Source organism: Kribbella sp. NBC_00662, assembly GCF_041430295.1.
In the GTDB taxonomy this organism is placed as follows: Bacteria; Actinomycetota; Actinomycetes; order Propionibacteriales; family Kribbellaceae; genus Kribbella.
The window spans coordinates 3,321,298-3,345,038 of sequence record NZ_CP109029.1 but is presented as its reverse complement, the minus strand read 5'-3'; the positions used below and the strand labels follow the sequence as shown (position 1 = coordinate 3,345,038).

Here is a 23,741-nt window from a genome sequence, read left to right as displayed (position 1 = left end):
GTGGCTATGAGTGAAACGCAGCCCATCGACCCGCGATACGGGAACCGGTCGCCGCGCCCGGCAGGCAAGCCGAAGAAGCGGCGTAACTGGTTCCTCCGCACCGTCGGACTGATCGTCCTGCTGTTCGTTCTCATGCTGATCGCGGTCCCGCTGTACGCATGGAGCCGGATCGACAAGATCGAGGCGATGCCGACCGGACAGCGACCGGCCGAAACCGCGGGTACGACGTACCTGATGGTCGGATCGGACGCCCGTGAGGACCTCAGCCGGGCCGAGCGCGCCCGGCTGCACACCGGCGGCGACGCCGGGCCGGCGCGGACCGACTCGATCATGCTGATGCATGTGCCGAAGTCCGGGCCGACGGTGCTGATCAGCATCCCGCGCGACAGCGCGGTCAACATCCCGGGCGTCGAGGGCAAGCAGAAGATCAACGCCGCCTTCAACAAGAGCCCGGCGCTGCTGATCCAGACCATCGAGAACGTCACCGGGCTGCGCATCGACCACTACGTCGAGGTCGGCTTCGGCGGTTTCGCGTCGGTGATCGACAGTATCGGCGGGATCCAGATGTGCTTGCCGAAGGCAATGAATGACGACAAGGCGCATATCAACCTGCCGGCCGGTTGCCAGAAGCTCGACGGCGTGAACGCGCTCGGCTACGTGCGGTCCCGGCACGCCGACGGGCAGAACGACTTCGGCCGGGTCGAGCGGCAGCGGCAGATGGTCGGCGCGATCGCGAAGAAGGCCAGCTCGCCGTCGACGTTCCTGAACCCGGTGCGGTACTACAACGTCGCGACCAAGGGCGTCGACGCGTTGACCGTAGACAAGGACATGAGCCTGTTCGACTTCATCCGGTTCGCACGCGGCATGCGGGCGATCTCCGGCAGCGGCGGGGTCACACTCACGGTCCCGGTCAGCGATGACAACTACCAGTTGGGCCATGGCCGCGGCGTCGCGGTGAAGTGGGACACGAAGAAGGCCACGGCGCTCTTCAATGCGATCAAGCAGGACAACACCAGCGGCCTGAAGAGCAGTTGATCGTCCTCGTCCACGCGGTGGTGGGCCTGGGCATGCTCATCGTCGTACCTCTCGGACTCACTCTGCTCCCGACGCGAACCACCAGCACCCGCTGGTGGTTCGCGTTCGCCGTTCCGGGCGCCGTGTCGCTCTGGCTACCGCGCGGCGTAGTTTCGATCATCCTCGCGTCGGTCTACTTCGCCGGCACGGTTGTCCTCATCGCATTGGCTGCAAGGCATTTCTTGCACCACAGAGCGCTACAAGTGCGCCACATCGCCTTGTACATCGCCTTGTACACCGCACTGGTCACTCCGTCGATCGCTGCGCTCGCATTGGTCGCCGAGCGTTCGTCGTACGAACTGTTCGGCTTCAACCTCACCGTGCTGTCGCTGACGGTTGCGCACTTCCACTTCGCAGGCTTTGCGGCCGCACTGATGGCGTACCTCTCTGCGGACGGTCTGGCAGCTGTCAGCGTCCCGGTGGGCACTCTGCTCGTCCTGATCGGGTTCTTCCTCGGCGACCCGGTGGAGCTCGCAGGAGCCGTCGTACTGACCGCAGGGATGTGGCTGGTTGGCTGGAACCTCTGGCGACGGTCGCGGCGAACTGACCGGAGTACTGCGATCCTGCTGGTCGTGTCGGGATCTGTGCTCGTGGTGACGATGCTGTTGGCGGTCAGTTGGGCACTGGGGCATGTGGTGGATACGCCGTATCTACCGTTGGAGTGGATGGTCGCAACGCACGGCGTGGCGAACGCGGTCGGATTTGCGTTGTGCGGTGTGCTGGCGATGCGGCGGGAAGGAGCCGGATGAGGCTGGAAGAGTTGGCGGGGCTGCAGCTCACGTACGACGTCGTGGGGTCGACGCGGTACGTCGAGACACCCGAGGGGTACCACCGTCTGGAGTACCGCCAACGGATCGGCGTAGGTGATGAGGTGTTCCACCGGGCCGCTGACGCACTGCTGAGCTGGCAGATGCAACCTGCAGCCGGACTGCCGATGACAGCAACCGACAAGACCGCGCGGCTCGGCAGCAACTCGCTCGGCCGCCTCGGACCGGGTCTGCTGATCGGCCAGTCGCCACTGGACGGCATCGGCCTGCCGGTCCCCTGCCGAGTCGTCTGGACCGTCAACGAACCGGACCGCATCGGCTTCGCGTACGGCACGCTGCAGGGCCACCCCGAGTCCGGCGAGGAGTCCTTCGTCGTCACCCGCGACCCCGACGGCATCTACTTCACCGTCCGCGCCTACAGCCGCGGCGCCACCTGGTACACCCGCCTGGCCGGCCCGCTCACCCGCAAGGCCCAGCACTACGCCGCCCGCCGCTACGCCACCGCACTACAGCGCCTGGCCAACCCATAACCAACCCATAGCCAACCCATAGCAAAGGCCCCGCAAGCTCATACCTTTGCGGGGCCGCGACCTTTGTACCCTGTGACGCAAGACCAGTGTTTGAGCGACACGCGAACAGTGAGCGACAACCCGGGGTGCACAGCTGGTCGTGGTGCTGCGAAACTGTGGCGGGTGAGTCCCAAGACGTTGACGGATCTGGTGGCGCCGGACTGGGCCGATGCTTTGGCGCCGGTCGAGGACACGGTCGCGAAGATGGGTGAGTTCCTGCGCGGCGAGATCGCTGCCGGGCGTGCTTATCTGCCGGCGGGTGAGAACGTGCTGCGCGCGTTCCAGCAGCCGCTGCAGCAGGTGAAGGTGCTGGTGGTCGGCCAGGATCCGTACCCGACGCCCGGACACCCGGTGGGGCTCAGCTTCTCGGTGGCTCCCGACGTCCGGCCGATCCCGCGGAGTCTGGCGAACATCTACCGCGAGCTGATGGCGGACGTCGGCGTACCGGCTCCGTCCAACGGTGATCTGACGCCGTGGGCCGAGCAGGGCGTGCTGATGCTCAACAGGGTGCTGACCGTGCAGCCTGGCAAGTCCGGTGCGCATCGCGGCAAGGGCTGGGAGAGCGTCACCGAGCAGGCGATCCACGCGCTCGTGGACCGCGGTGGCCCGCTGGTCGCGATCCTGTGGGGCCGCGACGCCCAGACCCTCAAGCCGATGCTCGGCAGCACGCCGTACGTCGAGAGCGCGCACCCGAGCCCCATGTCCGCGGACCGGGGCTTCTTCGGCTCCCGCCCGTTCAGCCGCGTCAACGCGCTCCTCGAGCAGCAGGGCGCGACTCCGGTCGACTGGCGCCTGCCCTGACCGGCCCCTAACCGACCCCCGAACCGATAACGCGCCGGACCCTCGTGGTCACGGCGCGTTCTCACGTGTCCGGGCAATTTGTTCGAATGATCCATTGCAGGATCGTTCAACAATCTCCTATGGTGAGCGGAATCGCCCTGTCCCTCCGGGAGGAACCATGTGGGTTCTGCTCGCCATTGCGGTGGTGGTCGTCGGGTTCGCCCTCCGAATCAACTCGATGCTGGTCGTCACCGCGGCCGGGATCGTGGCCGGCCTGATCGGCGGCCTGTCTCCGGTCAAGATCCTGAACGCGTTCGGCGACGGCTTCGCCGGCAGCCGGTCCGTCACCGTCTTCATCGTCACCCTGCCCGTCATCGGGCTGATCGAGCGCTACGGCCTGCAGCACCAGGCCCGCAAGCTGATCAGCAAACTCAAGGTCCTCACCACCGGCCGTCTCCTGGCCCTGTACATGCTGATCCGGCAAGGCACGGCCGCGGTCGGCCTGACCAGCATCGGCGGCTACGCGCAGGCGGTCCGGCCGCTGATCCACCCGATGGCCGCCGGTGCGGCCGAACGCAAGTACGGCAAGTTGCCGGAGAAGATGCAGGAGAAGATCAAGGGCTTCGCCGCCAGCGCCGACACCGTCGGGGTCTTCTTCGGCGAGGACATCTTCGTCGCGATCGGCTCCATCCTGCTGATCACCGGCTTCGTGGACACGACGTACGGCCTGAAGCTCGAAGCGATCGACATCGCCGTCTGGGCGATCCCGACCGGTATCTGCGCCCTGCTCATCCATGGCTCGCGGCTGTGGCTGCTGGATCGGACGCTCGACAAGATGGCTGCCGAGGCCGACGCCGAGGCCGAGGCCGAGGAGGTGGCCCGGTGATCAAGGTCGAGTGGTTCTACTGGCTGTGCGGGATCTTCTTCCTGCTGATCGCGCTGCAGGTCGTCAACGACCGCAGCAACCACAAGCGCATCGGCAGCGCGGCGTTCTGCGGCATCCTCGGACTGTCGTTCTGCTACGGCACCTTCGTGGTGCACAAGCAGGCTCCGGCCTGGCTGCTCGGCATCGCGGTGATCGGTATCGCGGCGCTCGCCGGCGCGGGTTTCCCGGGCCGCGGTCAGGAGCGTACGACGACGCCGGAGCAGCGGGCGCGCTTCGCGGACCGGTTCGGCAACAAGCTGTTCCTGCCGGCGCTGGTGATCCCGGTGGTCGCGGCGATCTTCGGCGCCTGGCTGGCCAAGGTGAAGCTCGGCAACGGCAAGCTGCTGCTCGAGGCCGGCTCGGCCACCATCATCGGCCTCGGCGTCGCCTCGATCCTCGCGCTGGCCGTCGGCCTGATCCTGTTCCGGCCGAGGTCCCCCGCCGTCCCGCTGCACGAAGGCCGACGGCTGCTCGAACACATCGGCTGGGCCGCGATCCTGCCGCAGATGCTCGCCACGCTCGGCCTGCTGTTCACCGCGTCCGGCGTCGGGAAGGCGGTCGGCCGGGTCACCGATCACCTGATCCCGAAGGGCTCGCTGATCGCTGCCGTCGCGCTGTACTGCATCGGGATGGCGATCTTCACGATCATCATGGGCAACGCGTTCGCGGCGTTCCCGGTGATGACCGCTGCGGTCGGCTGGCCGCTGCTGGTACAGCAGTTCCACGGCACGCCGGCGGTGGTGTTCGCGGTCGGCATGCTGGCCGGCTTCTGCGGCACTTTGTGTACGCCGATGGCCGCCAACTTCAATCTGGTCCCCGCGGCACTGCTGGAGATGAAGGATCAATACGGGCCGATCAAGGCCCAGATCCCGACCGCCGTCCCGCTGCTCGCCTGCAACATCGTGATCATGTACATCTTCGCCTTCTGAGGAGTCGCAAATGGAGTACGCCGCCGCCTGGGCCGACATCGCCTGTCAGGTGCTCGAAACGCCGTACCCGTACGGCGCTGGGCATGCGTCGACCGGCCCGGACGACGTCGACGTCACCCCGGATCGTCTGCACCCTGCCTTCCACGGGTCGTACGACTGGCACTCCAGCGCGCACATGCAGTGGTCCCTGGTCCGGTTGCTCGCACTGGCACCGGACCAGGTCGGCGGGCGTCCGATCGAGGTACTCGATCGGCGCCTGACACCGGAGGCCATCGCCATCGAGGCGGAGTACCTGCGCGAGCGGCCGTCGTACGAACGTCCGTACGGCTGGGCCTGGGCGGCGATGCTGGTGGCCGCCGGTCGTCAGACCAAGTGGGCGGAGGCACTCAGGCCGCTCGGCGACGTCATCGCGGACCTAGTACTCGCCTGGTTGCCGAAGCAGGCCTATCCGGTGCGGCACGGTGTGCATCTCAATACGGCGTTCGCGCTCGCCTTGTTGTTCGAGGCGAACGACGAGCTCGGCCGGGCGGATGTGGTCGACGCAGTTCGCGCCCGGGCGGTCGAGTGGTTCGGGGCGGACACGGCGTACGACACGCGCTTCGAGCCGTCCGGTACGGACTTCCTGTCGCCCGCGTTGTCCGAGGCGGAGTTGATGCGACGGGTGCTGCCGGATGCGGAGTTCTCGAGTTGGCTGTCCGCGTTCCTTCCGGGACTGGGGAAGGACGCTCATCAGCACTTGCTGGAGGTGCCGATGACGGACGACTCCGGGGACGGCCAGTTGGCGCACCTGTCAGGGCTTGCGTTGAGTCGGGCCTGGCAGTTGCGGACGATCGCACCCGCGCTGCCCGATGTGGCTGCGGTTCTTCGTGAAGGCGCGGACCGTCAGGTCGAGGCCGTGCTGCCGACGGTCACCGGCGGGGACTTCATGTCGACGCACTGGCTGGTGTCGTTCGCCCTGCTGGCCGATCAGGCATAGCCGCACCGATCCAGCCTTGCCGTAGCGTCTGCCGATTGACACCCGGCCTTCTCCGCCGTACGGTCTCGCGTTAATAGTAAACTTTCCTAACAGTCACGCGAGTCAGCGCGGCGAGTACCCGCGGGCGGCGAAGGGAGGCAGGGTTGGCCCATGGCAACAACACCCGGAACGCCGCGCCTGCTGCGCGCGATGAACGACCGCGCCGCCCTGGATCTGCTGCTCAGCCAGGGCCCGCTCTCCCGCACCACGCTGGGCAACCTGACCGGTCTGTCCAAGCCGACCGCATCCCAGCTGCTCGCGCGGCTGGAGGCTGCGCACCTGGTCCGCCAGAGCGGCACCACCGCGGGCCGGCCCGGGCCGAACGCACAGCTCTACGAGATCAACGGCAGCATCGCGTACGTCGCGGGCCTTGACGTGACGCCGGCCCGGATCCGGGCGGCCGTTGCGGACCTGACCGGCAAGGTGGTCGGCGAGTACGAGCTGGCCACGCCGGGCCGCAGCGCCAAGGGCACGGTCGACCGGGTGGTCAAGGCGATCGAGGGCGCGGCCGGCGAGGCGGGTCTGAACCGCGAGCGACTGCACCGGGTCTCGATCGGTACTCCGGGTGGTTTCGACCCGACCACCGGCCGGCTGCGGTACGCGACCCACCTGCCAGGGTGGCACGCGCCGCATCTGCTCGAGGAGCTGGCCGCCGCGATCGCCGTACCGCTGGAGGTCGAGAACGACGTCAATCTGGCCGCGATCGCCGAGCAGCGCATCGGCCACGCCCGCGAGCACGACAACTTCGTGCTGCTGTGGGGTGAGGAAGGCATCGGCGCCGCGATCGTCATCAACGGGCGGTTGCACCGCGGTGCGACCGGCGGCGCGGGCGAGGTCGCGTTCCTGCCGCTCCCGGGTACGCCGCTGGTCCGCAACGTCGGCCGCAACAACGCCGGCGGCTTCCAGGAGCTTGCCGGCGGCGAACCGGTCCTGGAGCTCGCCCGCGAGCACGGCCTGAAGGCACGTACGCCGGAGGCCGCGATCGCGATCGCGCTGCAGACCGAGGGCGCGGGCGACGCCGTACTCGAGGAGTTCGCGCACCGGCTGGCGGTCGGTCTGGCGGCGATCGTCGCGGTCGTCGATCCCGAGCTGATCGTGCTGGCCGGCGGCGTCATCACCGCGGGCGGGGAACGGCTGCGCGGTCTCGTCCAGGACGAGCTCGCCGATCTCGCCGTACCGCGGCCGCAGCTGCTGATGACCGCGATCAGCACCGACCCCGTGCTCTCCGGAGCACTGCAGTCCGCATTGATCACCACCCGCGACGAAGTCTTCGACACAGCGGGTCCACCGGTTACCTAGGAGTCAAAGGTGAAACTCACAGTCGTTGGTGGCGGATCCACCTACACACCCGAGCTCGTCGACGGCTTCGCGCGGTTGCGCGACACGTTGCCTGTTTCGGAGCTGGTGCTGGTCGATCCAGCAGCCGACCGGCTGGAGTTGGTCGGAGGTCTGGCACGCCGGATCTTCGCAAAACAAGGGCATGCGGGACGTGTGATCACCACCTCCGACCTGGACGCGGGCATCGAGGGTGCGGACGCCGTACTGCTCCAGCTGCGCGTCGGCGGGCAGGCAGCGCGCAACGAGGACGAGACCTGGCCGCTGGAGTGCGGCTGTGTCGGCCAGGAGACGACCGGGGCTGGCGGCCTAGCGAAAGCATTGCGGACCGTGCCGGTGGTGCTCGACATCGCAGAGCGGGTACGGCGTACCAATCCGGACGCGTGGATCATCGACTTCACCAACCCGGTCGGGATCGTGACGCGTGCGCTGTTGTCACACGGACACAAGGCCGTCGGGCTGTGCAACGTGGCGATCGGGTTTCAGCGCCGGTTCGCCGCCATGCTCGGGGTCACCCCGGAGGAGGTGTCGCTGGACCACGTGGGGTTGAACCACCTGACCTGGGAGCGCGCGGTCCGCGTCGACGGCCAGGACATGCTGCCCAAACTGCTCGACGAGCACCTGGGCGAGCTGTCCGAGGACCTGATCCTGCCTGCGGACGTCGTACGCGAGCTGGGCGTCGTTCCGTCGTACTACCTGCGCTACTACTACGCACACGACGCGGTCGTGAAGGAGTTGCTCACCAAGCCGTCGCGGGCCGCTGAGGTCGCAGCACTCGAGAAAGAGCTGCTGGACATGTACGCCGACCCGAAGCTCGACGAGAAGCCCGCCCTCCTCGAGAAGCGCGGCGGTGCGTACTACTCCGAGGCCGCGGTCGCGCTCGCGTCCTCACTGCTCAACAACACCGGCGACGTGCAGGTGGTGAACACCCTCAACAACGGCACGTTCCCCTTCCTCGCCGACGACGCCGTGATCGAGGTACCAGCCACAGTCGGCGCCGAAGGTACGACGCCGGAGCCGGTCGCTCCACTGGAGCCCTTGTACGCCGGACTCGTCGCGCACGTGACGGCGTACGAGGAGCTGGCGTTGGAGGCGGCTGTGAAGGGTGGATCCGAGCGCGTGTTCCGGGCGCTGCTTGCGCATCCTCTCGTGGGGCAGATCTCGCTGGCGCAGGAGCTGACTGACAAGCTGCTGGCGCACAACAACGCGTACCTGCCGTGGGCGCGCTAGTTCCGGGCGGAGTTCTCGCCTTCGACGCCGGCAACAGCAAGACCGACGTCGCACTGGTCGCCGCGGACGGGACAGTGCTCGGTATGGCGCGTGGCGGCGGGTTCGAGCCGCAGAAGCTCGGACCTGTCGCCGCAGTGGCCGGACTGGAGCCGCTCGTACGTGCTGCGGCAGCAGAGGCCGGACTGGAGCTGGGCGACGTACCACTGGTGCAGCAGATCTCGGCGTGCCTGGCGAACGCCGATCTGCCGATCGAGGTGGAGCAGCTCACCGCTGTCTTCGAGGACCGCGGTTGGGCGGAGTCGGTTTACGTCACCAACGACACCTTCGCGCTACTGCGCTCCGGAGTGGACGAACCGCGTGGTGTGGCAGTGGTGTGCGGTGCAGGGATCAACTGCTCCGGGATGTTGCCGGACGGGCGGACGGCGCGGTTCACGGCGCTGGGCAAGCTGACCGGCGACTGGGGCGGCGGTGCGCAGCTTGCCGAGGAGGCGTTCTGGTCGGCGTCGCGGGCGGAGGACGGCCGCGGTCCGGAGACCGCATTGCTGACCGCACTGCCGATGCACTACGGGCTGCCGTCGCTGGCCGCGGTTATCGAGGCGTTTCACTTCGGTGAGTTCCCGCCCGAGCGGCAGCTGGAGGCCGGGCCGGTGCTGTTCCAGGTCGCGGCCGCCGGCGACACTGTTGCCCTGGGCATCATTCAGCAACAGGCCGAGGAGATCGTCGCGATGGCGGTCAGCGCGTTGCGGCGCCTCGAGCTGCTCGACGAACGCGTGACCGTCGTCCTCGGCGGCGGCGTTCTCACCGCAGGCCACTCGGACTTGATCGAACGCGTCACGCGGCTGCTCGCCGACGTTGCCCCGAAGGCGGTCCCGCGCGTGGTCGACGTACCGCCGGTGGTTGGCGCCGCGTTGCTCGGACTGGATCACACGGCCGCCGGGGCGGATGCGCAGGAGCGGTTACGGGCCGCGTTCGCGCCGCCATCTGCTGCTTGACCATTGCAGCCGTGTTTCATTGGAGTGCGATGCAAACTCCCGGGTGTGATGTGGCGTCCCACCAGTAGGACCACATCCACTCGGGAGGTCGATGATGATTCGAAGGATCATAGGTCTCGGCAGTACTGCGGCACTCGCGGTGACGGCACCGATCGTGCTCACCGGAGCTGCCGCGCCGGCCAACGCCGACACGACTACTGGTACCACTACGACAGCGAGCTGCAGCAAGCTGGCGTCTGCGACGAACATCTCCGCGGCAGCCTACGCCGACCGCTTGGTGCGAGCGTGGGGCAGCGGTGCGACCGCAACCGCAAACTGCTACGCGTCGACAGCCGTCACCCGCACGCTCTACGGACAGGCGCTGCCCGGTGGCATCCACTGGCGTCGCGTCTCGACCGAAGGCGCCGCCGGCACGATCTACGTGACGTACCACGACGACGCCCGCGGCGGGAACCTCACGATCGGCGTACAGAACGTCGGTCTGCGCGGGGCGAACGGCTGGCACGCGGCGTACACCGCGAGGTTCAGCGGCGAGCCGCAGGCCTGGAACGCGGTCCAGTGGTCGGACAACCTGGTCCGCGCCTGGGGACGCGGCGACACGAAGTGGACGGCGTACTACGCGACGCCGGCCGCGGCCGCTCAGCTGCACAAGGTCGCCGCCAAGGGTGGCTCGCACTGGACCCGCATCGCCACCGAAGGCGCGGCCGGGACGACGTACGTGACGTACCGGAACGACGTCACCAGGCACACGCTGGTGATCGGCGTCTCGAACATGGGGCTGTCCCAGGGCGACGCGCACGCGGCGTACACGGTGCGGTACCACTGATTGCTTGAGCTCGTCCTGCTTAGGTGTAATCATGATTACATGAGTACACAGACCGAGCAGGAGAAGGTGCGGGGCTGGCTGACCGGGCGGTTGCCGGGCGACTGGTTCGAGGGTGATCCGGAGCTGTCGATCGACCGGGACGAGATCCTGATCGTCGGCCGGATCCCCGCACCCGAGCAGAGCAAGGACGTGAGCGACTCCGAGCGCTCCGCCGCCGAGGCGGGCCGGATCAAGCAGTTCCGCGAGGACACCCGCGACCACCGGATCGAGATCGCCCGCGAGCTCGAGCACGCCACCCGCCGCAAGGTCGCCTGGGGCGTCCGCTGCGGCGAGACCAGGACCATCTTCACCTCGCTGTCCGCGCCGGTGATGACCCGGCTCCGCCAGCCCGAGCGCCAGGTCCTCGACACCCTCGTCGACGCCGGCGTGGCCCGCTCCCGCAGCGACGCCCTCGGCTGGTGCGTCAAGCTCGTCGCCCAGCACAGCGAGAGCTGGCTGTCCGACCTCCGCGAAGCGATGCACAAGGTCGAGGACGTGCGCGAGGCCGGCCCCGACACCTCGGAGAGCTGACAAGGGACGGGCGGCAACCCGGTTGGATCGCCGCCCGCCTTGAGGAGAACTACTTCGGATTTACTGCCCCGACTGCCAGTTGCCGGTCGACTGGGTGCCGTTGGAGTATCCGGCGCTGTGTGCGGCCGGGGGCTGCTGGGGCGGCATGGGCTGCTGGTAGCCGTTGTCGTAGCCGCCCTGGTTCGGGTACGACGGCGTGCCGTTCATCGGGCTCTGCTCCGGCGTCGGCTTCATCATCTTGTCGCGGTCGAACAGGTTGGCCAGCGCGCGACCGGCCATCTCGCGGCCCCCGAGGCCGAAAGCAAGACCGAGGGCGAGCGCGGCGCCGGCGAGCACGATCAGCAGCGTGTTGCCGGTCAGCTGGACCGCGATACCGAGCTGGGTCAGCGCGGCGAACGCGGCGTACACGAGGATCGCGTACTTGCCCACCTTGGCGAGCGTTTCGTTGCCGGTGGCACCGCGGATGATCGCGGCCAGGAAGTTCGCGAACAGTGCGGCCAGGCAGATGATCACGATCGCGGCGAAGATCCGCGGGATGTAGCCGAGCATGTTGCTCATGAAGTTCGAGATCTCCGGTACGCCGAGCGCGGAGGCGAACATCGTGAAGCTGATCAGGAACACGAACCAGAACACGACCTTGCCCAGCATCGCCGAAGCGGTCAGCCCCGTGCCCGACCGTTGCAGCACACCGGAAACGCCGGCTCTTTCCATCCAGTGGTCGAAGCCGACCCGGCCGAGCAACTTGCCGACGAGTTTGCCCAGCACCTTGGCGACGAAGTAGCCGACCACCAGGATGACCAGACCGCCGAGCAGGTTCGGGATGAACGACAGCAACTTGCTGAAGGCATCTTCGAACGGCCCGGTGAAGTCGATCGCTAATGCGGACATCGGGACTTCCTTCCGAATTGGCCCGCATCCGCTGTCGCGCAGCACTGCACACGACCCCGGCACACGGGCGGATGCAGTGGTGTCCAGTATTACTCGTACCCTTGGTTGCGTAGGGCAAACAGCCGGGTACGGCGGGTCCCGCTACGAAAAGTGTTTGCATAAGTTTGAGATGCTGCGGGCATGACCGACCTCGTGATCCGCCGCGCCACCGCCGCCGACGTCGCCCCGATCGTCGCCATGATCGCCGACGACCAACTCGGCGCCACCCGCGAGTCCCTCGACGACCTGACGCCGTACCTGGCCGCCTTCGAGCAGATCGATGGCGACCCCAACCAACTCCTGATGGTTGCCGAGCGCAACGACGAGGTGATCGGCACGCTGCAGCTCACCTTCATCCCCGGCCTCTCCCGCCGAGGCTCCACCCGCGGCCTGATCGAAGCCGTCCGGGTAGCCGCCCCCGCCCGCGGCTCCGGCCTGGGCACCCGGCTGATCCAATGGGCCATCGATGAATCCCGCTCCCGAGGCTGCACCCTGGTCCAACTCACCTCGGACAAATCCCGCACCAACGCCCACCGCTTCTACACCAACCTCGGCTTCACCAACTCCCACGAGGGCTTCAAACTCAAACTCATTTGACCCGCTTGGCCGCGGCCGTGAATGTGTTGCAGGAGGCGGGGCTCGCGGAGCGGAAGCCCTCCTCGCTCCAGTAGCGGTGACTCTTGCGACTGCCGTGGTCGGGGACGTGCTTGGGGGCGTTCTCGTCGCCGGCGTTGGCCACGTAGTAATCGAAGGTGTGGAGGCGGTCGCCGGTCAGACCGAGAGTTTTACGCTCGGCTCCGAGGAAGGCGGCGGCGAAGCAGCTCGCCTGAAGTTCCATCCTGCGGTTGCGCTCCAACTCGTCGGACTTGAACGGCAGTTGACCCGTGTCGTACATCGTCAGGATCCCGGTCAACTGCTGCAGGTGATGACCGTACTCGTGCGCGAGCGTGTGTAGGAGCCGGATTGTTCGCCAGCCTGCCTCCTCGACCGCGAACGGGTGCCAGCCGAGGCAGATGGCCATCCCTCCCGGGTCGTAGTACGCCCCGCGGCCGTCGTCGTCCACCGCGGGATCACATCCGCCACTTCCGAAAGCGACGACGGCGGCCGGCTCGAACTCGGCGTCCGCGTGCGGCACCAGCGGCGCCCAAGCCCGATTCAAACAGTCCACCAGCGTCCGCGCGTACCGGAGAATCCCTGCGTTGTCCTTCGGTGCCACGCCCGGCACCACGCACCGCACCCCGCGCACCTTTCCAGCTGTGTACAGCCCGTTCTCGACGAGAAGCGGATCAGCCGTCGAGGTCGGCGTAACCACTGGCTGTACCGCCCGGGGCGTCCCCGCCGGTGTAGGAGTTGGCGTCGGAGTCGGTGTTGATGTCGGCGCCGAGTCCGCTGCTACGGGCGCGGGCGCAGTGTTTGATGTACAAGCTGCGGCGAACAGCACAACCATCGTGGCGCCCACTGCGAGAGCCAGGTGTTTCCGCATGTCAGGTGACCTTGCCGGCAGGGACGGACCAGGTGTTGCAGGCGGAGGGGGATTGGGATGTGAAGGCGGCGTTGGCCCAGGCGGTGCTGCTCTCGCGGGATCCGTGGTCCGGTGTGGATGCCGGTGGGTCGTCGTCGCCGGAGTACGCCGCGTCCCGGTAGGCCTGGAGCTTGGCGTCGTACAGGCCCAGCGTCTGCTGATTCGCGCCGAGGAACGCGGACGCGAAGCAGGACGCCTGCAGTTCGTGCCGACGCATCTCCTGCAGGCCACGCGCACCCTTGATGCGTTCCGAACGTTCGTCGTAGTACTCCGAGATTCCGACCAGCTGCTGCACATGGTGACCGAACTCGTGCGCCATCGTGTACTGGAGGTACACCCCGGCCCACACCCGGTTGTACACGTCGTCTTCGACGAGCCCCCGCCAGTCGAGATAGATGCCGGAGCCGTCCGCGCAGTAGAAGCCGCCGACCTCCTTGGTGAGGATCCCGCAGCGGGTCGTCGAGCCGGCGTTGACGGCGTACACCTTTGCGGAGGTGAACTCGACGTCCGAACGCTCGACAACTGGCTTCCAGGCTCGCTGGAGACAGCCCAGGACCGCACTCGCGTACTGCTGCACTTCCTTACGCGTCCTCAGCGCGATCTCTGGCACCGCACAGGTGACCGCCGGAACCCGACCGGCCGAGTAGATCTTGTTGCGGACCAGGTAGGTCTTCTCCAACGATCGGTACGTCGGGGTCGGCTCCGGTGCCTTCGGCCGAACCCGCACGGTCTTCGACGGAACCGGTGCTCGGCTGGGTTTTGGCGTCGGGGTCACCAGCGGGACCGTCGCGGAGGGCGTCGTCGTGGGCAGTGTTGTCGTCGACGGTGCCGTCGTGGACGGTGTCGATGTGGCGACAGGCGCACGCGACGGCGCACACCCGGCCAACACCAAAACCGCCGCGACCAGCGCCACCGCCGGTCCGCGGTGCATCAGCTCACCTTGGTGGCGGGGGCCGAGAAGGTGTTGCAGGAGGCCGGGCTGGCGGATTTGAAACCGGGGTCGGACCAGGCCCAGTTGCTCTTGCGGGAGCCGTGGTCGCGGACCTTCTTCGGGTTGTACTCGTCGCCGGAGTGCTGCACCTCCCACTGCCAGAGCCGCAGCTTCTCCCCGGACAACCCGAGTGGCTTCTTGTTGGCGCCGAGGAAGGCCGCGCCGAAGCACGTCGCCTGCAGTTCCAGGCGGCGCGACCACTCGAGCTTCATCGCCTTGGAGTTCGTCCAGCCCTCGCGGGAGGTCTCCGCGGTGAGCATCTCGGTCATCTCCTGCACGTGGTGGCCGTACTCGTGCGCCATCGTGTCGAGCATCCAGACCCGGGCACCTTCCGGGCTGTCCTTGTAGTTCGCGAGGTCGTGCTTCCAGCTGATGTTGATGCTCTCGTCGTAACCGCAGTAGAACGCCGTGTCCGACTCACCGGTGCAGGTGTCCTCGGACGTGGCCTGGCTGGTCTGCAGCCTCAGTTTCGGCGCCCGGAAGTCGTACCCGGCCCGCTTGACGATCGGCTCCCACGCCTTGTTCAGACAGGGCAACAGCGCCTGGTAGTAGCGCAGGATCGCGGACTGCGAGTCCGGCTTGATCGCCGGCTCCTTGCAGCTGACCGCCGCGACCTTGCCCGACGTGTAGATCTTGTTCTTCTGCAGGCGGACCATGTCCGGGATCCCCGGGACGGTGACGGTGACCGTCGGGTCCGGGGGGATCGGGATGGGGACCTGGGACTTCTTCACCGACGGCTGCGAGAGGGGGTTGTCGACCCTGGTGTCGTAGGAGTTGATCAGTTTGAAGCCGGCGACGGTGGCGCCGGTGAGCATGACGAGGACCAGGGCCGAGAGACCGGCGATCACGCGGCGGGAGTAGTGGCGTGGCGGTTTGACCGGTGGTGGTTCGGTCGAGAACTGCGGTACGCCGCGGGACGGGTTCTTGTGCCAGCCCGTCGACCGGGGGCCGCCGATCCGGCGGGTGCCGGTGAGCGGGGTCAGCGGGGCGCCGGTGAGCGGTGCGACCGGTGGGCCGCTGTACTCGCTCGTCGTGCCCGGTTCGGTCGGGATCGGGCGGGCCTTGCGGCGTAGCGGGGCGTCGTCGAGCGCGACCGAACGCGCCTTGCCGAGGCCGTCGGGTTGGCGGCTCTTCAGGATCAGCGGACGCGTCCCGGCGACGGGCTCCTCGCTGCCGCCGGGCAGGAAGTGTCCCGGCTTCGGCGTACCGTCCTCGGACTCAGGCATCGGCCATTCCCATCTCGCTCAGCTGACCTTCGCGGATGCTGCGACGAAAGTGTTGCAGCTGCCCGGGTTGGTTGTCGCGAAGCCCTGGTTCATCCACAGGGCCAGGCTTTTGCTCGAGCCGTGGTCGGGGGTTTTGTCCTTGGTCACGTCGTCGCCGCGGCGCTGGATCAGCCCGTTCCACTGGTTCAGCAGCTCGCCGCGCAGTGGGAAGCTGTTCTTGGCCGCGCCGAAGAACACCGCACCGAAGCAGTACGCCTGCAGGGCGGCCCGCCGCTGCTGCTCGAACTGCTTGGTCTTGTTCGCGGCGACGTCGGCGAGGTTGTCGGACGCCTCGGCCATCCCGGTCAGGTTCTGCACGTGGACGCCGTACACGAACGCGAACGACTGCGCCATCTCCGCGCGGATCTCGGCCTTGTGCTTCGGGTAGTCCTCGACGATCTTCTGCCACGGCATCGTCGCGCTGCCGCCCTGGTCGTCCTGGCAGTACAGCGCGAGGTCCTTCTGTACGCCGCAGGCCGTCTCGTCGCCCTCGTTGTAGATGATCAGCCGCGGCGACCGGAACTCGAACCCGGCCTTGGTCACGATCGGCTTCCAGGCCTTGTCCATACATGCCGTCAGCGCCTCGTAGTACGAGCGCACGTTCTCCATCGACGTCGGCCGGAACGCGGGCTCCTGGCACTTCACCACCGGCATCGCCCCGGCCGCGTAGATCGCGTTCTTGCCGACGATGTCGGCGTCCGGCGTCCCCTTCCCGACCGGGGGCTCGGTGGTCGTCGGCTCGCCGCCGGTCGGCTTCACGGACGGCGTGACCAGCGGATTCACGCTGAACTTGTCGGACGAGATCACCTTGGCCGCGAACGTCACGCCACCGGCGACGAACAGCAGCGCGGCGACCACGATCAGCGCGACCAGGCCCTTGGACCGCCGCTTCGTCGGGTCGAACGGGATCGGCTGCGGGTGGAACACCGCCTGGTACGCGGCAGCCGCCGGGTCGTCGGCCGCCGGCGGTCCGAGCCGGCTGCCGGACAACGTCGTACGCCGAGAGTCGATCCGGGTGCCCTGCAGCTGGGGCGGAGTCGGCGGAGCCTCGCCACCCAGTCGCGGCGTCGGCGCGGCCAGCGGTGCGGATGCCGAGGCCGCGCTCGGACGCTGCACGTCCGGAGTCCCCTGCTCACCCTCGCCGCCAGGCAGGAAATGACCAGGCTTGGGTGCCGGCTTGTCGGCCATGACTTCCCCGCTTCTCCCCAGTACCGGCCCCACGCCGGTCCCACCCATTCACCAGAACGGCCGGAACACCCCAAGTGCCGGCCGACCGCCGATATTACGGCCTGGACCGCCACCCCCGGAACCGAGTTGCAGCTATTGACATCGTTTCGCGACCGTCACCCCCTGGACAGCTCTGCCCGAAGAGGCATCGCGGCGTCAGCGGGTGCCGCGAGCGAGGAAGTGGAAGCCGGCGGAGATGAGCCTTGGGTCGGACTCGACCTGGCGAGCCAGGAGGACGGCGGACGGCAGGAGCGATTCGGCGGCTTCGCCCGCGGTGTTCTGCAGGATGTTGGCGGCGGGGCCTTCGACACCGAGGACGTCGACGTCGGTGAGTCCGGCAGTGGTGAACTCGGTGGCCAGCTCGTCGGCATGGTGGAAGTACGCGACGGTGAAACCGGACTTGCCGTCGTTGCGGCCGGAGGCGAAAGGTTCGGTGAACAGATGCAGGTTCTCCGGGCTGAGGAAACCATTGCTTCCGGCCTCGATCAGACCGCCGTACCTGTTGATCCCGGCCGCGATCACCAAGCCGCCGGGGCGTGTCACCCGGCGCGCCTCGGACAGGGCCAGGGCACGGTCGGACGCCTCGACCAGGTGATAGAGCGGACCGAGGAGGAGCGTGACATCCACGCTCGCGTCGACCTGCCGGAGTTGCCGGGCGTCACCCACCTCCGCGCCGAACGTGCCGACGGCGGCTGCCTGCTCGACATGTTCCACGACCGGGTCGACGAGCGTGACCCGGTGACCGTCCTCGGCGAGCCAGCGCGCGTGGATCCCGGTCGCGCCGCCCACATCGAGTACGTCGGACGCGGGCGGCAGCCATCTCCGGAGCAGCTCCTGGGTCCGCACGAACTCCAGCCGGCCGTGCCCGGACCGGATCAGCCGATCGTCCTCGACGTACCGGTCCCGATAGAACTCATGAATCAACGGATCAAGATCAACCATTCACCCACTCTGCTCGACGAAAAACCCGAGCACACCCCGTTTTGACACCGCTACCCTGTGCGTGTGGTGGAACTGAAGCACGAGTACTATCCGCGGGCCAACGAGTACGACGCCGAGTGGTTGCTGTCCGGCGACATGGGCCCGAATCCCCTGTGGTTGCTGGAGGATCTCGCGCGCGAGCTCGAGCTGCGGCCCGGCATGCGGGTGCTCGATCTCGGATCCGGGAAGGGCGCGACCGCAGTCTTCCTGGCGAAGGAGTACGGCGTACAGGTGTGGGCCGCGGACCTGTGGGTCGACCCGACAGAGGCCGCCGCCTACATCGCTCCCCAGGACGGGGTCGTGACGCTCAAGGCGGAGGCCCATACGCTGCCGTTCGCGAAGGGCTTCTTCGACGCGATCGTGTGCGTCGACGCGTACGAGTATTTCGGCACCGCCGACAACTACCTCGCCTACCTCACCAGCTTCCTCAAGCCGGGCGGGCAGCTCGGTGTCGCGACGCCGGCGATGACGAAGGAGCTCCGCGAGCTCGGCCACATCCCGGAGCACATCAAGAAGCTGGTCGGGTGGGAGGCGCTCGCCTGGCACACCGCGGACTGGTGGCGGTTCCAATGGGCCATCACCGAGCTCGTCGACGTCACCGCGGCGCGGCTCCAGCACAACGGCTGGTCGGACTGGCTGCGGTGGTCCCGCGCGGTCTCGGAGTACCGAGGTGAGCGCGACGGCGCACTCGACATGCTCGAGGCCGATCAGGGCGAGTATCTGACCTTTGCGATCCTGGCGGCCCGCAAGCGCTGAGGGCCTGGCATGCTGGGGGCATGAGCTGGGCTGTCTATGCGGTGCGCGGACCAGGAGGCGTACGTCGCCTCGACGACATGCCGGTGGACTACGAGCCGCCATCGGTCGGTACGGCGACCGACGTGGTGGCCGCGGTCCGGGAGGTGGTGCCGGACGTCGACACGAGCAAGCCGTCCTGGCTGGCGCTGCGAAGTCCGGACTACGACGTCGAGATGACCATCGGCAAGGGCGTCGAGGTCCGCGACATCACGTTCTACCTGAACGACGGCCCGCGATCGATCCCGATCGTGATGGAGATCAGCCGCAAGCTCGGCGTCACACCGTACGACACCGAGTCCGGCGACTTCCTCACCGAGGAGTCCCGCCCACCCGTCCCGCCGCCGATGACACCGGACGAGATCAAGATGAACAAACCGAAGTGGTGGAAGTTCGGCCGGAAGTAACCGCCGAGAGTGTGATCTGCTCAGCTTGATGCGGCCGGGACCTGCGGCCGGTTCAGTGATCAGGCCGGCCGGCTGGCTGTCAGGACACCGATCTTGTTGATGCGGTGTTCGGGGTTGCCGAGGGCGTCGTGCCAGAAGTTGCCGGCGGCGTGGTCCTCGATGGTGGCGCAGGTGGAGATGGTGATCATCGCCTGCGTGGGCTTTGCGCCTGGGTTGCCCGGTACGGCGGCGTTTTGCTGGGCCTTCTGGGCGGGTTTGCGGAACGAGATCGTCATCGTTCGGCTCACTACGTAGTCGTAGACGGTCCCGCCGGCGGTGATCAGGATGTGGTCGCCGTTGCGGAGGTCGGGGACGTGCTCGAGGGGGCGTCCGTGACTGACGCGGTGGCCGGTGATGATGAAGTTCCCGATCTGCCCCGGGCCGACGCCGCCGGCCTTGCCGCGGGGGCTGGCCGCCACGCCCCGATCCTGGATCTTCGTCCCTGGCCGGTCGTCGGCCGTGCCCATATAAGCCACCACCCGCAACCCGCGAACGCCGATCGCCGGGATCGACATGCTCACCGGCCCGGCGCCCGTCGGCCGCGGCGCGGGGGTCGGCGTCGACGGCCTGGGCGGCGGAGTGGACGGACTGAGACTCGGGCTGGTCGGCGTCGGGTCGGCGGACGGCGAGGTCGTCGAGGTGGTCGATGCCGAGGGCGGGTCGTTCGGTGCCGTGTCGGTGCAGCCGGCCAGCACAGCCAGCGCAGCCAGCACAGCCAGCATCACGATCGCCCCCACCAGCCTCACGCTCCGACGGTACGGCGCTCCACCGAAAACCGCCCGAAACTCCGCCGATCACAGCGAGCTCCGCCGAACCGCCGGAAGCTCACAGCACGGTGAGCTCGGCCGGCCCGAGCCGGAGTACGCCGGAGGTGAGCGGCGTCGCGCGGATCCCGCCGTGCCCGCGGAGCGCCTTCATCGCCCCGGGTGCGAGCACCTCGTCCATCCACGCGCACGGGTTGGCCGGGCGGTTGGCCTGGAAGGTGATCGGGCCCGAGCCGGAGTCGAGCGTGAAGCGGCGGCCGTCGACGCGTGAGCCGTCCGCCGCACGATGCGAGGCGAGTTCGTCGATCGGGTAGCCGCGGACAGTGATGTTGCGGCGAGTGAGGTGTGGATCGAGCGGCTCCGGCAGCTCGAGTACCCGGACGACCTCGTCGAGCGAGGCGGCGTCGATCAGCGTGACCGCGGCGTTCTTGTGGATCTTCTGGCCGTAGTAGCGGTCGCCGACGATGCCCAGTTCGGCGCGGATCTCGATCTCGGTGCGGGGCACCGGCTCGGGATCCGGACGCGGTCCGTCCTGCGGTCGCCCTTCGAAGGCGTGCTGGCGGGAGACAACGAACGCAACGATCTCGACCAGCATGCGAATCAACCCCAGGTGAGTGGATCGAGGAGGCGGAAGAACTGCAGGCGCCGCGAGTCAGGCTCCGGAAGCCCGTACGCGTCGAGGAACGGCCCCGGATCTGCGGACCATTCGTCGTGGAGCTGAATCGTGGCGAGGGCCAGGTCGGAGTACCGGTCGGCGACGCCCAGCCGGCCGAGGTCGATCAGTCCGGTGACCTTCAACGTCCGGGGATCGAAGAACACGTTCGGCAGGCAGGCGTCGCCGTGGCAGACCACGGGCTCGAGGACACTCTCGACGTAGGGGCTCTCAGCAACTACCTGGTCGAGCAGCTCCGACGGCTTCAGCAGCCGCCACTCGTCGGTGAGGAAGTCCGGATTCACCGCATCCCGCCGTACGACGTCCGCCGCGGTCTCGATCACGGTCGCCAGCGGGCGGTCGAACGGGCAGTCGGTCAGCGAATGCAGGTCCCGGAGCGCCACGCCGAAACCTCGCATCGCGCGTTCGTACGACGAGGGCGGCAGCGCGTCGCCGGGCACACCCGCAACGGCCGAGGTGAGCAGGCACGCACCATCTGACGACTCCAGCCAGTCGACGACCGTTGCACCCGGGATGCCGGTGCCCGCCAGCCACTCGACGCGGTCACGTTCGGCGGCCAACTCCACCACTCCCGACGGACCGCAGCACTTGGCGAAGACGTCACCTCGCCGATAGACCGTCGCGTCGGACTCACCGACGTCTACCGGCGTCCAGTCATCAGACAGTGGCGGTAGCAATTCTCTCCCTGGTGTGCTCGAGGATCGCGGTGACCGGACGCCCGGTCACCAGGTTGCCATCAGCAACGAATCCTTCCTCGCGGCCGGTCAGCGACTCGATCAGCCGATCCCGCCACAGTGCACGCAACTCAGGACGCGAGGCAACCAGATTCCGCAGCTCTCCCGGGTCCTCCACCAGGTCGAACAACTGCTCCACCCCGCGTTCCGACCCCCAGACGTACTTCACCCGGCCATCGGTCACCCACTGGATCGACTGCCCGAAATGCAGATGTTCCCCGTGCAACCACTCCCGCACGGGCACCGATGACCCACGCAGGAACGGCGCCAGCGAACACCCGTCCACCGACGACGGGATCGGCACACCGGCCAGATCCAGCAACGTCGGCATCACGTCCCGCAGCTCGACCACCTGATCGACCACGGCGCCACGCGTCGCACCGGCCTCAGACGCCCGGTCGGCAACGATGAACGGCACATGCGCCGACCCCTCGTAAGGCACCGACTTCCGGAACATCCGGTGGTCGCCCATCATCTCGCCGTGGTCCGACGTGAACGCGATGATCGTGTCGTCGTACACCCCGAAGTCGACCAGCGCCTCGCGGATCCGGTTCACCTGCAGATCGATCTGCGCCATCAACCCGTAGTACCCGGCCCGCGCCCGATGCACGACCCGGTCCGGCAGATCCCCGATCGACGCCTGGTAGTCCCCGTCGCGCCGGAACTCGTCCCAGTCACTCTCCCAGTCACCCAGAACCCGCTCGTACGGCGGCAACGCGTCGTACCGGTCGAACGCCCAGGCCGGCGGATCGTAGGGCGGATGCGGCCGATGGAACGACAGGTACAGGAAGAACGGCCGCTCCGGATCGCGCCGATACAACCAGTCAATCGTGGAGGTCCCGATCCACTGGGTCGGATGCAACGACTCCGCCTTGTCCCACGGCCGCGCGACCACCGAGTTGCAGTTCACCCCATGGTCGAAGTACTCCGCGTCCGGCGGAACCCCCGGCTGCCGCCGCAACCACGGCACGTAGTCGTCGAAGAACCCGAACTGCTGCCGATGCTCCCGCCGCGAATGATGCAGGAACCCGTCATGCAGTACGACGTCGTCGAAGCCGAGCCGCGCCCGCTCCGGCCACACGTGCATCTTCCCGATCGCCTGCGTGTGGTACCCGGCCCGCCGGAACTCACCCTGGATCGTCACCGGATGAGCAACCGAGAACGGAACGCCGTCCGTGTACCCGACCCGCCCGTGCCGCTCCTGCGACTGCCCGGTGAACAAGGCGACCCGAGCCGGCACACACGTAGGTGTCGCCGAATACCCCCGGCTGAACCGCACCCCGCCCCGCGCCAGCTCGTCCAGATGCGGCGTCTCGACGTACGGATGGCCGGCGCACGACAACGCATCACCCCGCCACTCGTCGACACAGATCAGTACGACGTTAGGACGGCTCATACCCGGGACGACTCGCGCACGATCAACTGCCATGGGAAGTCGAACACCTCACCCGGAGCACCCTCTCGATCGGTCAGTCTGCTCACGATGATCTGCGCCAGCGCGTCGTTGAAGTCGACCGGCCCGACCGTCGACAACGACGGGTCGAGGTGCTCGCCCTCCGGGGTGTTACCGACGCCGACGATCGCCAGCTCCCGCGGTACGTCGATCCGCAGCCGATGCGCTGCCCGTACGGCGGCGATCGCGGCGAAGTCCGTGGTGCAGTAGAGCGCGGTCGGACGATCAGGCTTGGAGAGCAACGCCATCGCGGCCCGGTAGGCACCCTCGGGGTGCTGCTCGAAGACCTCGATGTCGTCGTCGCGGATCGGCTTGCCGGCCGCGCGCAGGGTGTTCAGATAAGCGTCGAACCGGGCGAAGCCCGTGGTCCGCGAGGTCAGCGCGCCGACCCGGTCGTGGTGCTCGAGCAGGTGCTCGACGGCGAGATGACACCGCGGCTCGGCACCCGACCGGATCACGTCGAAGCCTTCCGGTTCGAGCGTCTCGCTGAACGCCACGATCTGCACGCCTTGAGCCGCAAACGCCTCCAGCTCAGCGATCTGGGACGGATCGGGCTTGACGCTGTCGATGAAGATCACGTCCGGAGTCCGGTTCGACAGGACGGTCCGCCAGTCGCCGTCGGCCACGATCAGCGCGGTCTTGCCGAGCGGAGTCACCGCCGTACTGACCGTGGCCGCGACCGCCTGCGACCACGGGTCGGCGAGCACGCTGAGCGAGAGCAGCACCAGATCGGACTTCCCGGTCCGGATCGCGCGGGCCGCATCGTTGCGCCGGTAGCCGAGTCGCGTGGCGGCCTCGCGGACCCGGTCCGCGGTCGTGTCCTTGATCGTGTGGCTGCGATGGCGTCCGGACAGCACGTAGGACACGGTCGCGACCGAGACACCTGCCTCCTTCGCCACCATGCGCAGCGTCGGCCGATCGGCCGCAGGTGAGGACATGAATAGATTGTTGCAG

Annotated in this window: 26 protein-coding genes; 15 read left to right on the top strand and 11 right to left on the bottom strand. The window is 67.9% G+C overall.

Features of this window, described 5'->3' with window-relative positions; translation table 11 throughout:
* The first annotated feature begins 6 nt into the window (after positions 1 to 6).
* The 12 genes from OHA10_RS16915 to OHA10_RS16860 all read left to right on the top strand — a co-directional run bounded on the left by OHA10_RS16915 (position 7) and on the right by OHA10_RS16860 (position 11,012).
* Positions 7 to 1,035, top strand: a complete 1,029-nt coding sequence (locus tag OHA10_RS16915; RefSeq protein ID WP_371407165.1) for an LCP family protein — start codon at positions 7 to 9, stop codon at positions 1,033 to 1,035.
* Positions 1,032 to 1,823, top strand: coding sequence for a YndJ family transporter (locus OHA10_RS16910; protein ID WP_371407164.1), 792 nt, complete (start codon positions 1,032 to 1,034; stop codon positions 1,821 to 1,823). The genes OHA10_RS16915 and OHA10_RS16910 overlap by 4 nt, the downstream gene beginning before the upstream one ends.
* On the top strand, positions 1,820 to 2,371 hold the full coding sequence (locus OHA10_RS16905; protein WP_371407163.1) for a DUF1990 family protein: 552 nt from the start codon (positions 1,820 to 1,822) through the stop codon (positions 2,369 to 2,371). The genes OHA10_RS16910 and OHA10_RS16905 overlap by 4 nt, the downstream gene beginning before the upstream one ends.
* A gap of 162 nt (positions 2,372 to 2,533) precedes the next feature.
* Positions 2,534 to 3,211: a uracil-DNA glycosylase gene (locus OHA10_RS16900; protein ID WP_371407162.1), complete on the top strand. Its 678-nt coding sequence runs from the start codon at positions 2,534 to 2,536 to the stop codon at positions 3,209 to 3,211.
* 157 nt (positions 3,212 to 3,368) lie between these two features.
* Entirely contained in the window at positions 3,369 to 4,076 is a 708-nt protein-coding gene (locus tag OHA10_RS16895; protein ID WP_371407161.1) for a DUF969 domain-containing protein, read from the top strand.
* A complete protein-coding gene (locus tag OHA10_RS16890; RefSeq protein WP_371407160.1) occupies positions 4,073 to 5,044 on the top strand; it encodes a DUF979 domain-containing protein in 972 nt (323 codons plus the stop codon). The genes OHA10_RS16895 and OHA10_RS16890 overlap by 4 nt, the downstream gene beginning before the upstream one ends.
* Positions 5,045 to 5,054: 10 nt before the next feature.
* On the top strand, positions 5,055 to 6,020 hold the full coding sequence (locus tag OHA10_RS16885; protein WP_371407159.1) for a DUF2891 domain-containing protein: 966 nt from the start codon (positions 5,055 to 5,057) through the stop codon (positions 6,018 to 6,020).
* 150 nt (positions 6,021 to 6,170) lie between these two features.
* The gene (locus OHA10_RS16880) at positions 6,171 to 7,358 is read left to right on the top strand and encodes an ROK family protein (RefSeq protein ID WP_371407158.1); all 1,188 of its coding nucleotides are present in this window, start codon (positions 6,171 to 6,173) and stop codon (positions 7,356 to 7,358) included.
* Between the two features lie 9 nt (positions 7,359 to 7,367).
* A complete protein-coding gene (locus OHA10_RS16875; RefSeq protein WP_371407157.1) occupies positions 7,368 to 8,624 on the top strand; it encodes a 6-phospho-beta-glucosidase in 1,257 nt (418 codons plus the stop codon).
* The gene (locus tag OHA10_RS16870; RefSeq protein ID WP_371407156.1) at positions 8,612 to 9,616 is read left to right on the top strand and encodes an N-acetylglucosamine kinase; all 1,005 of its coding nucleotides are present in this window, start codon (positions 8,612 to 8,614) and stop codon (positions 9,614 to 9,616) included. Before OHA10_RS16875 ends, OHA10_RS16870 begins: the two co-directional genes overlap by 13 nt.
* 91 nt (positions 9,617 to 9,707) lie before the next feature.
* A complete protein-coding gene (locus OHA10_RS16865) occupies positions 9,708 to 10,442 on the top strand; it encodes a hypothetical protein (RefSeq protein WP_371407155.1) in 735 nt (244 codons plus the stop codon).
* Between the two features lie 39 nt (positions 10,443 to 10,481).
* The gene (locus OHA10_RS16860; protein WP_371407154.1) at positions 10,482 to 11,012 is read left to right on the top strand and encodes a hypothetical protein; all 531 of its coding nucleotides are present in this window, start codon (positions 10,482 to 10,484) and stop codon (positions 11,010 to 11,012) included.
* Positions 11,013 to 11,072: 60 nt separating this feature from the next.
* On the opposite strand, the gene OHA10_RS16855 is transcribed toward OHA10_RS16860, so the two are convergent.
* Positions 11,073 to 11,900, bottom strand: coding sequence for a hypothetical protein (locus OHA10_RS16855; protein WP_371407153.1), 828 nt, complete (start codon positions 11,898 to 11,900; stop codon positions 11,073 to 11,075).
* A gap of 180 nt (positions 11,901 to 12,080) precedes the next feature.
* Here OHA10_RS16855 and OHA10_RS16850 point away from each other — a divergent pair, with 180 nt between their 5' ends.
* Positions 12,081 to 12,536 carry an N-acetyltransferase family protein gene (locus tag OHA10_RS16850; protein ID WP_371407152.1) on the top strand — a complete coding sequence of 152 codons (456 nt, stop codon included), beginning with the start codon at positions 12,081 to 12,083 and terminating at the stop codon, positions 12,534 to 12,536.
* Here the strand turns inward: OHA10_RS16850 and OHA10_RS16845 are convergent.
* The 5 genes from OHA10_RS16845 to OHA10_RS16825 all read right to left on the bottom strand — a co-directional run bounded on the left by OHA10_RS16845 (position 12,529) and on the right by OHA10_RS16825 (position 17,886).
* A complete protein-coding gene (locus OHA10_RS16845) occupies positions 12,529 to 13,155 on the bottom strand; it encodes a neutral zinc metallopeptidase (RefSeq protein ID WP_371407151.1) in 627 nt (208 codons plus the stop codon). The two genes, OHA10_RS16850 and OHA10_RS16845, sit on opposite strands and share 8 nt — an antisense overlap.
* 268 nt (positions 13,156 to 13,423) lie before the next feature.
* Positions 13,424 to 14,236 carry a neutral zinc metallopeptidase gene (locus OHA10_RS16840; RefSeq protein WP_371407150.1) on the bottom strand — a complete coding sequence of 271 codons (813 nt, stop codon included), beginning with the start codon at positions 14,234 to 14,236 and terminating at the stop codon, positions 13,424 to 13,426.
* A 155-nt stretch (positions 14,237 to 14,391) separates the two neighbouring features.
* Positions 14,392 to 15,678, bottom strand: coding sequence for a neutral zinc metallopeptidase (locus OHA10_RS16835; protein ID WP_371407149.1), 1,287 nt, complete (start codon positions 15,676 to 15,678; stop codon positions 14,392 to 14,394).
* Between the two features lie 18 nt (positions 15,679 to 15,696).
* Positions 15,697 to 16,905: a neutral zinc metallopeptidase gene (locus OHA10_RS16830; RefSeq protein ID WP_371407148.1), complete on the bottom strand. Its 1,209-nt coding sequence runs from the start codon at positions 16,903 to 16,905 to the stop codon at positions 15,697 to 15,699.
* Positions 16,906 to 17,100: 195 nt separating this feature from the next.
* On the bottom strand, positions 17,101 to 17,886 hold the full coding sequence (locus OHA10_RS16825; protein WP_371407147.1) for a class I SAM-dependent methyltransferase: 786 nt from the start codon (positions 17,884 to 17,886) through the stop codon (positions 17,101 to 17,103).
* A gap of 63 nt (positions 17,887 to 17,949) precedes the next feature.
* On the opposite strand from OHA10_RS16825, the gene OHA10_RS16820 reads away from it, so the two are divergent.
* Positions 17,950 to 18,681 (top strand): cyclopropane-fatty-acyl-phospholipid synthase family protein, encoded by a 732-nt coding sequence (locus tag OHA10_RS16820; protein ID WP_371407146.1) that lies wholly within the window; start codon positions 17,950 to 17,952, stop codon positions 18,679 to 18,681.
* Between the two features lie 20 nt (positions 18,682 to 18,701).
* Complete coding sequence (locus OHA10_RS16815) at positions 18,702 to 19,124, top strand: hypothetical protein (RefSeq protein ID WP_371407145.1); 423 nt, start codon at positions 18,702 to 18,704, stop codon at positions 19,122 to 19,124.
* A 59-nt stretch (positions 19,125 to 19,183) separates the two neighbouring features.
* Here the strand turns inward: OHA10_RS16815 and OHA10_RS16810 are convergent, their stop codons facing one another.
* The 5 genes from OHA10_RS16810 to OHA10_RS16790 all read right to left on the bottom strand — a co-directional run bounded on the left by OHA10_RS16810 (position 19,184) and on the right by OHA10_RS16790 (position 23,725).
* Positions 19,184 to 19,909 (bottom strand): class E sortase, encoded by a 726-nt coding sequence (locus OHA10_RS16810; protein ID WP_371407144.1) that lies wholly within the window; start codon positions 19,907 to 19,909, stop codon positions 19,184 to 19,186.
* A gap of 79 nt (positions 19,910 to 19,988) precedes the next feature.
* Positions 19,989 to 20,522, bottom strand: a complete 534-nt coding sequence (locus OHA10_RS16805; protein ID WP_371407143.1) for an MOSC domain-containing protein — start codon at positions 20,520 to 20,522, stop codon at positions 19,989 to 19,991.
* Positions 20,523 to 20,527: 5 nt separating this feature from the next.
* Positions 20,528 to 21,277, bottom strand: a complete 750-nt coding sequence (locus OHA10_RS16800; protein ID WP_371407142.1) for a phosphotransferase — start codon at positions 21,275 to 21,277, stop codon at positions 20,528 to 20,530.
* Positions 21,258 to 22,763, bottom strand: coding sequence for an arylsulfatase (locus OHA10_RS16795; RefSeq protein WP_371407141.1), 1,506 nt, complete (start codon positions 22,761 to 22,763; stop codon positions 21,258 to 21,260). Before OHA10_RS16795 ends, OHA10_RS16800 begins: the two co-directional genes overlap by 20 nt.
* Positions 22,727 to 23,725: a LacI family DNA-binding transcriptional regulator gene (locus tag OHA10_RS16790; RefSeq protein ID WP_371407140.1), complete on the bottom strand. Its 999-nt coding sequence runs from the start codon at positions 23,723 to 23,725 to the stop codon at positions 22,727 to 22,729. The genes OHA10_RS16795 and OHA10_RS16790 overlap by 37 nt, the downstream gene beginning before the upstream one ends.
* Positions 23,726 to 23,741 lie beyond the last annotated feature (16 nt).

Coding starts and splice junctions, on each gene's coding strand:
- OHA10_RS16915 (WP_371407165.1), top strand. CDS start 7: ATGAGTGAAACGCAGCCCATCGACCCGCGATACGGGAACCGGTCGCCG.
- OHA10_RS16905 (WP_371407163.1), top strand. CDS start 1,820: ATGAGGCTGGAAGAGTTGGCGGGGCTGCAGCTCACGTACGACGTCGTG.
- OHA10_RS16895 (WP_371407161.1), top strand. CDS start 3,369: ATGTGGGTTCTGCTCGCCATTGCGGTGGTGGTCGTCGGGTTCGCCCTC.
- OHA10_RS16885 (WP_371407159.1), top strand. CDS start 5,055: ATGGAGTACGCCGCCGCCTGGGCCGACATCGCCTGTCAGGTGCTCGAA.
- OHA10_RS16880 (WP_371407158.1), top strand. CDS start 6,171: ATGGCAACAACACCCGGAACGCCGCGCCTGCTGCGCGCGATGAACGAC.
- OHA10_RS16865 (WP_371407155.1), top strand. CDS start 9,708: ATGATGATTCGAAGGATCATAGGTCTCGGCAGTACTGCGGCACTCGCG.
- OHA10_RS16860 (WP_371407154.1), top strand. CDS start 10,482: ATGAGTACACAGACCGAGCAGGAGAAGGTGCGGGGCTGGCTGACCGGG.
- OHA10_RS16855 (WP_371407153.1), bottom strand. CDS start 11,900: ATGTCCGCATTAGCGATCGACTTCACCGGGCCGTTCGAAGATGCCTTC.
- OHA10_RS16850 (WP_371407152.1), top strand. CDS start 12,081: ATGACCGACCTCGTGATCCGCCGCGCCACCGCCGCCGACGTCGCCCCG.
- OHA10_RS16835 (WP_371407149.1), bottom strand. CDS start 15,678: ATGCCTGAGTCCGAGGACGGTACGCCGAAGCCGGGACACTTCCTGCCC.
- OHA10_RS16830 (WP_371407148.1), bottom strand. CDS start 16,905: ATGGCCGACAAGCCGGCACCCAAGCCTGGTCATTTCCTGCCTGGCGGC.
- OHA10_RS16825 (WP_371407147.1), bottom strand. CDS start 17,886: ATGGTTGATCTTGATCCGTTGATTCATGAGTTCTATCGGGACCGGTAC.
- OHA10_RS16815 (WP_371407145.1), top strand. CDS start 18,702: ATGAGCTGGGCTGTCTATGCGGTGCGCGGACCAGGAGGCGTACGTCGC.
- OHA10_RS16805 (WP_371407143.1), bottom strand. CDS start 20,522: ATGCTGGTCGAGATCGTTGCGTTCGTTGTCTCCCGCCAGCACGCCTTC.
- OHA10_RS16795 (WP_371407141.1), bottom strand. CDS start 22,763: ATGGCAGTTGATCGTGCGCGAGTCGTCCCGGGTATGAGCCGTCCTAAC.
- OHA10_RS16790 (WP_371407140.1), bottom strand. CDS start 23,725: ATGTCCTCACCTGCGGCCGATCGGCCGACGCTGCGCATGGTGGCGAAG.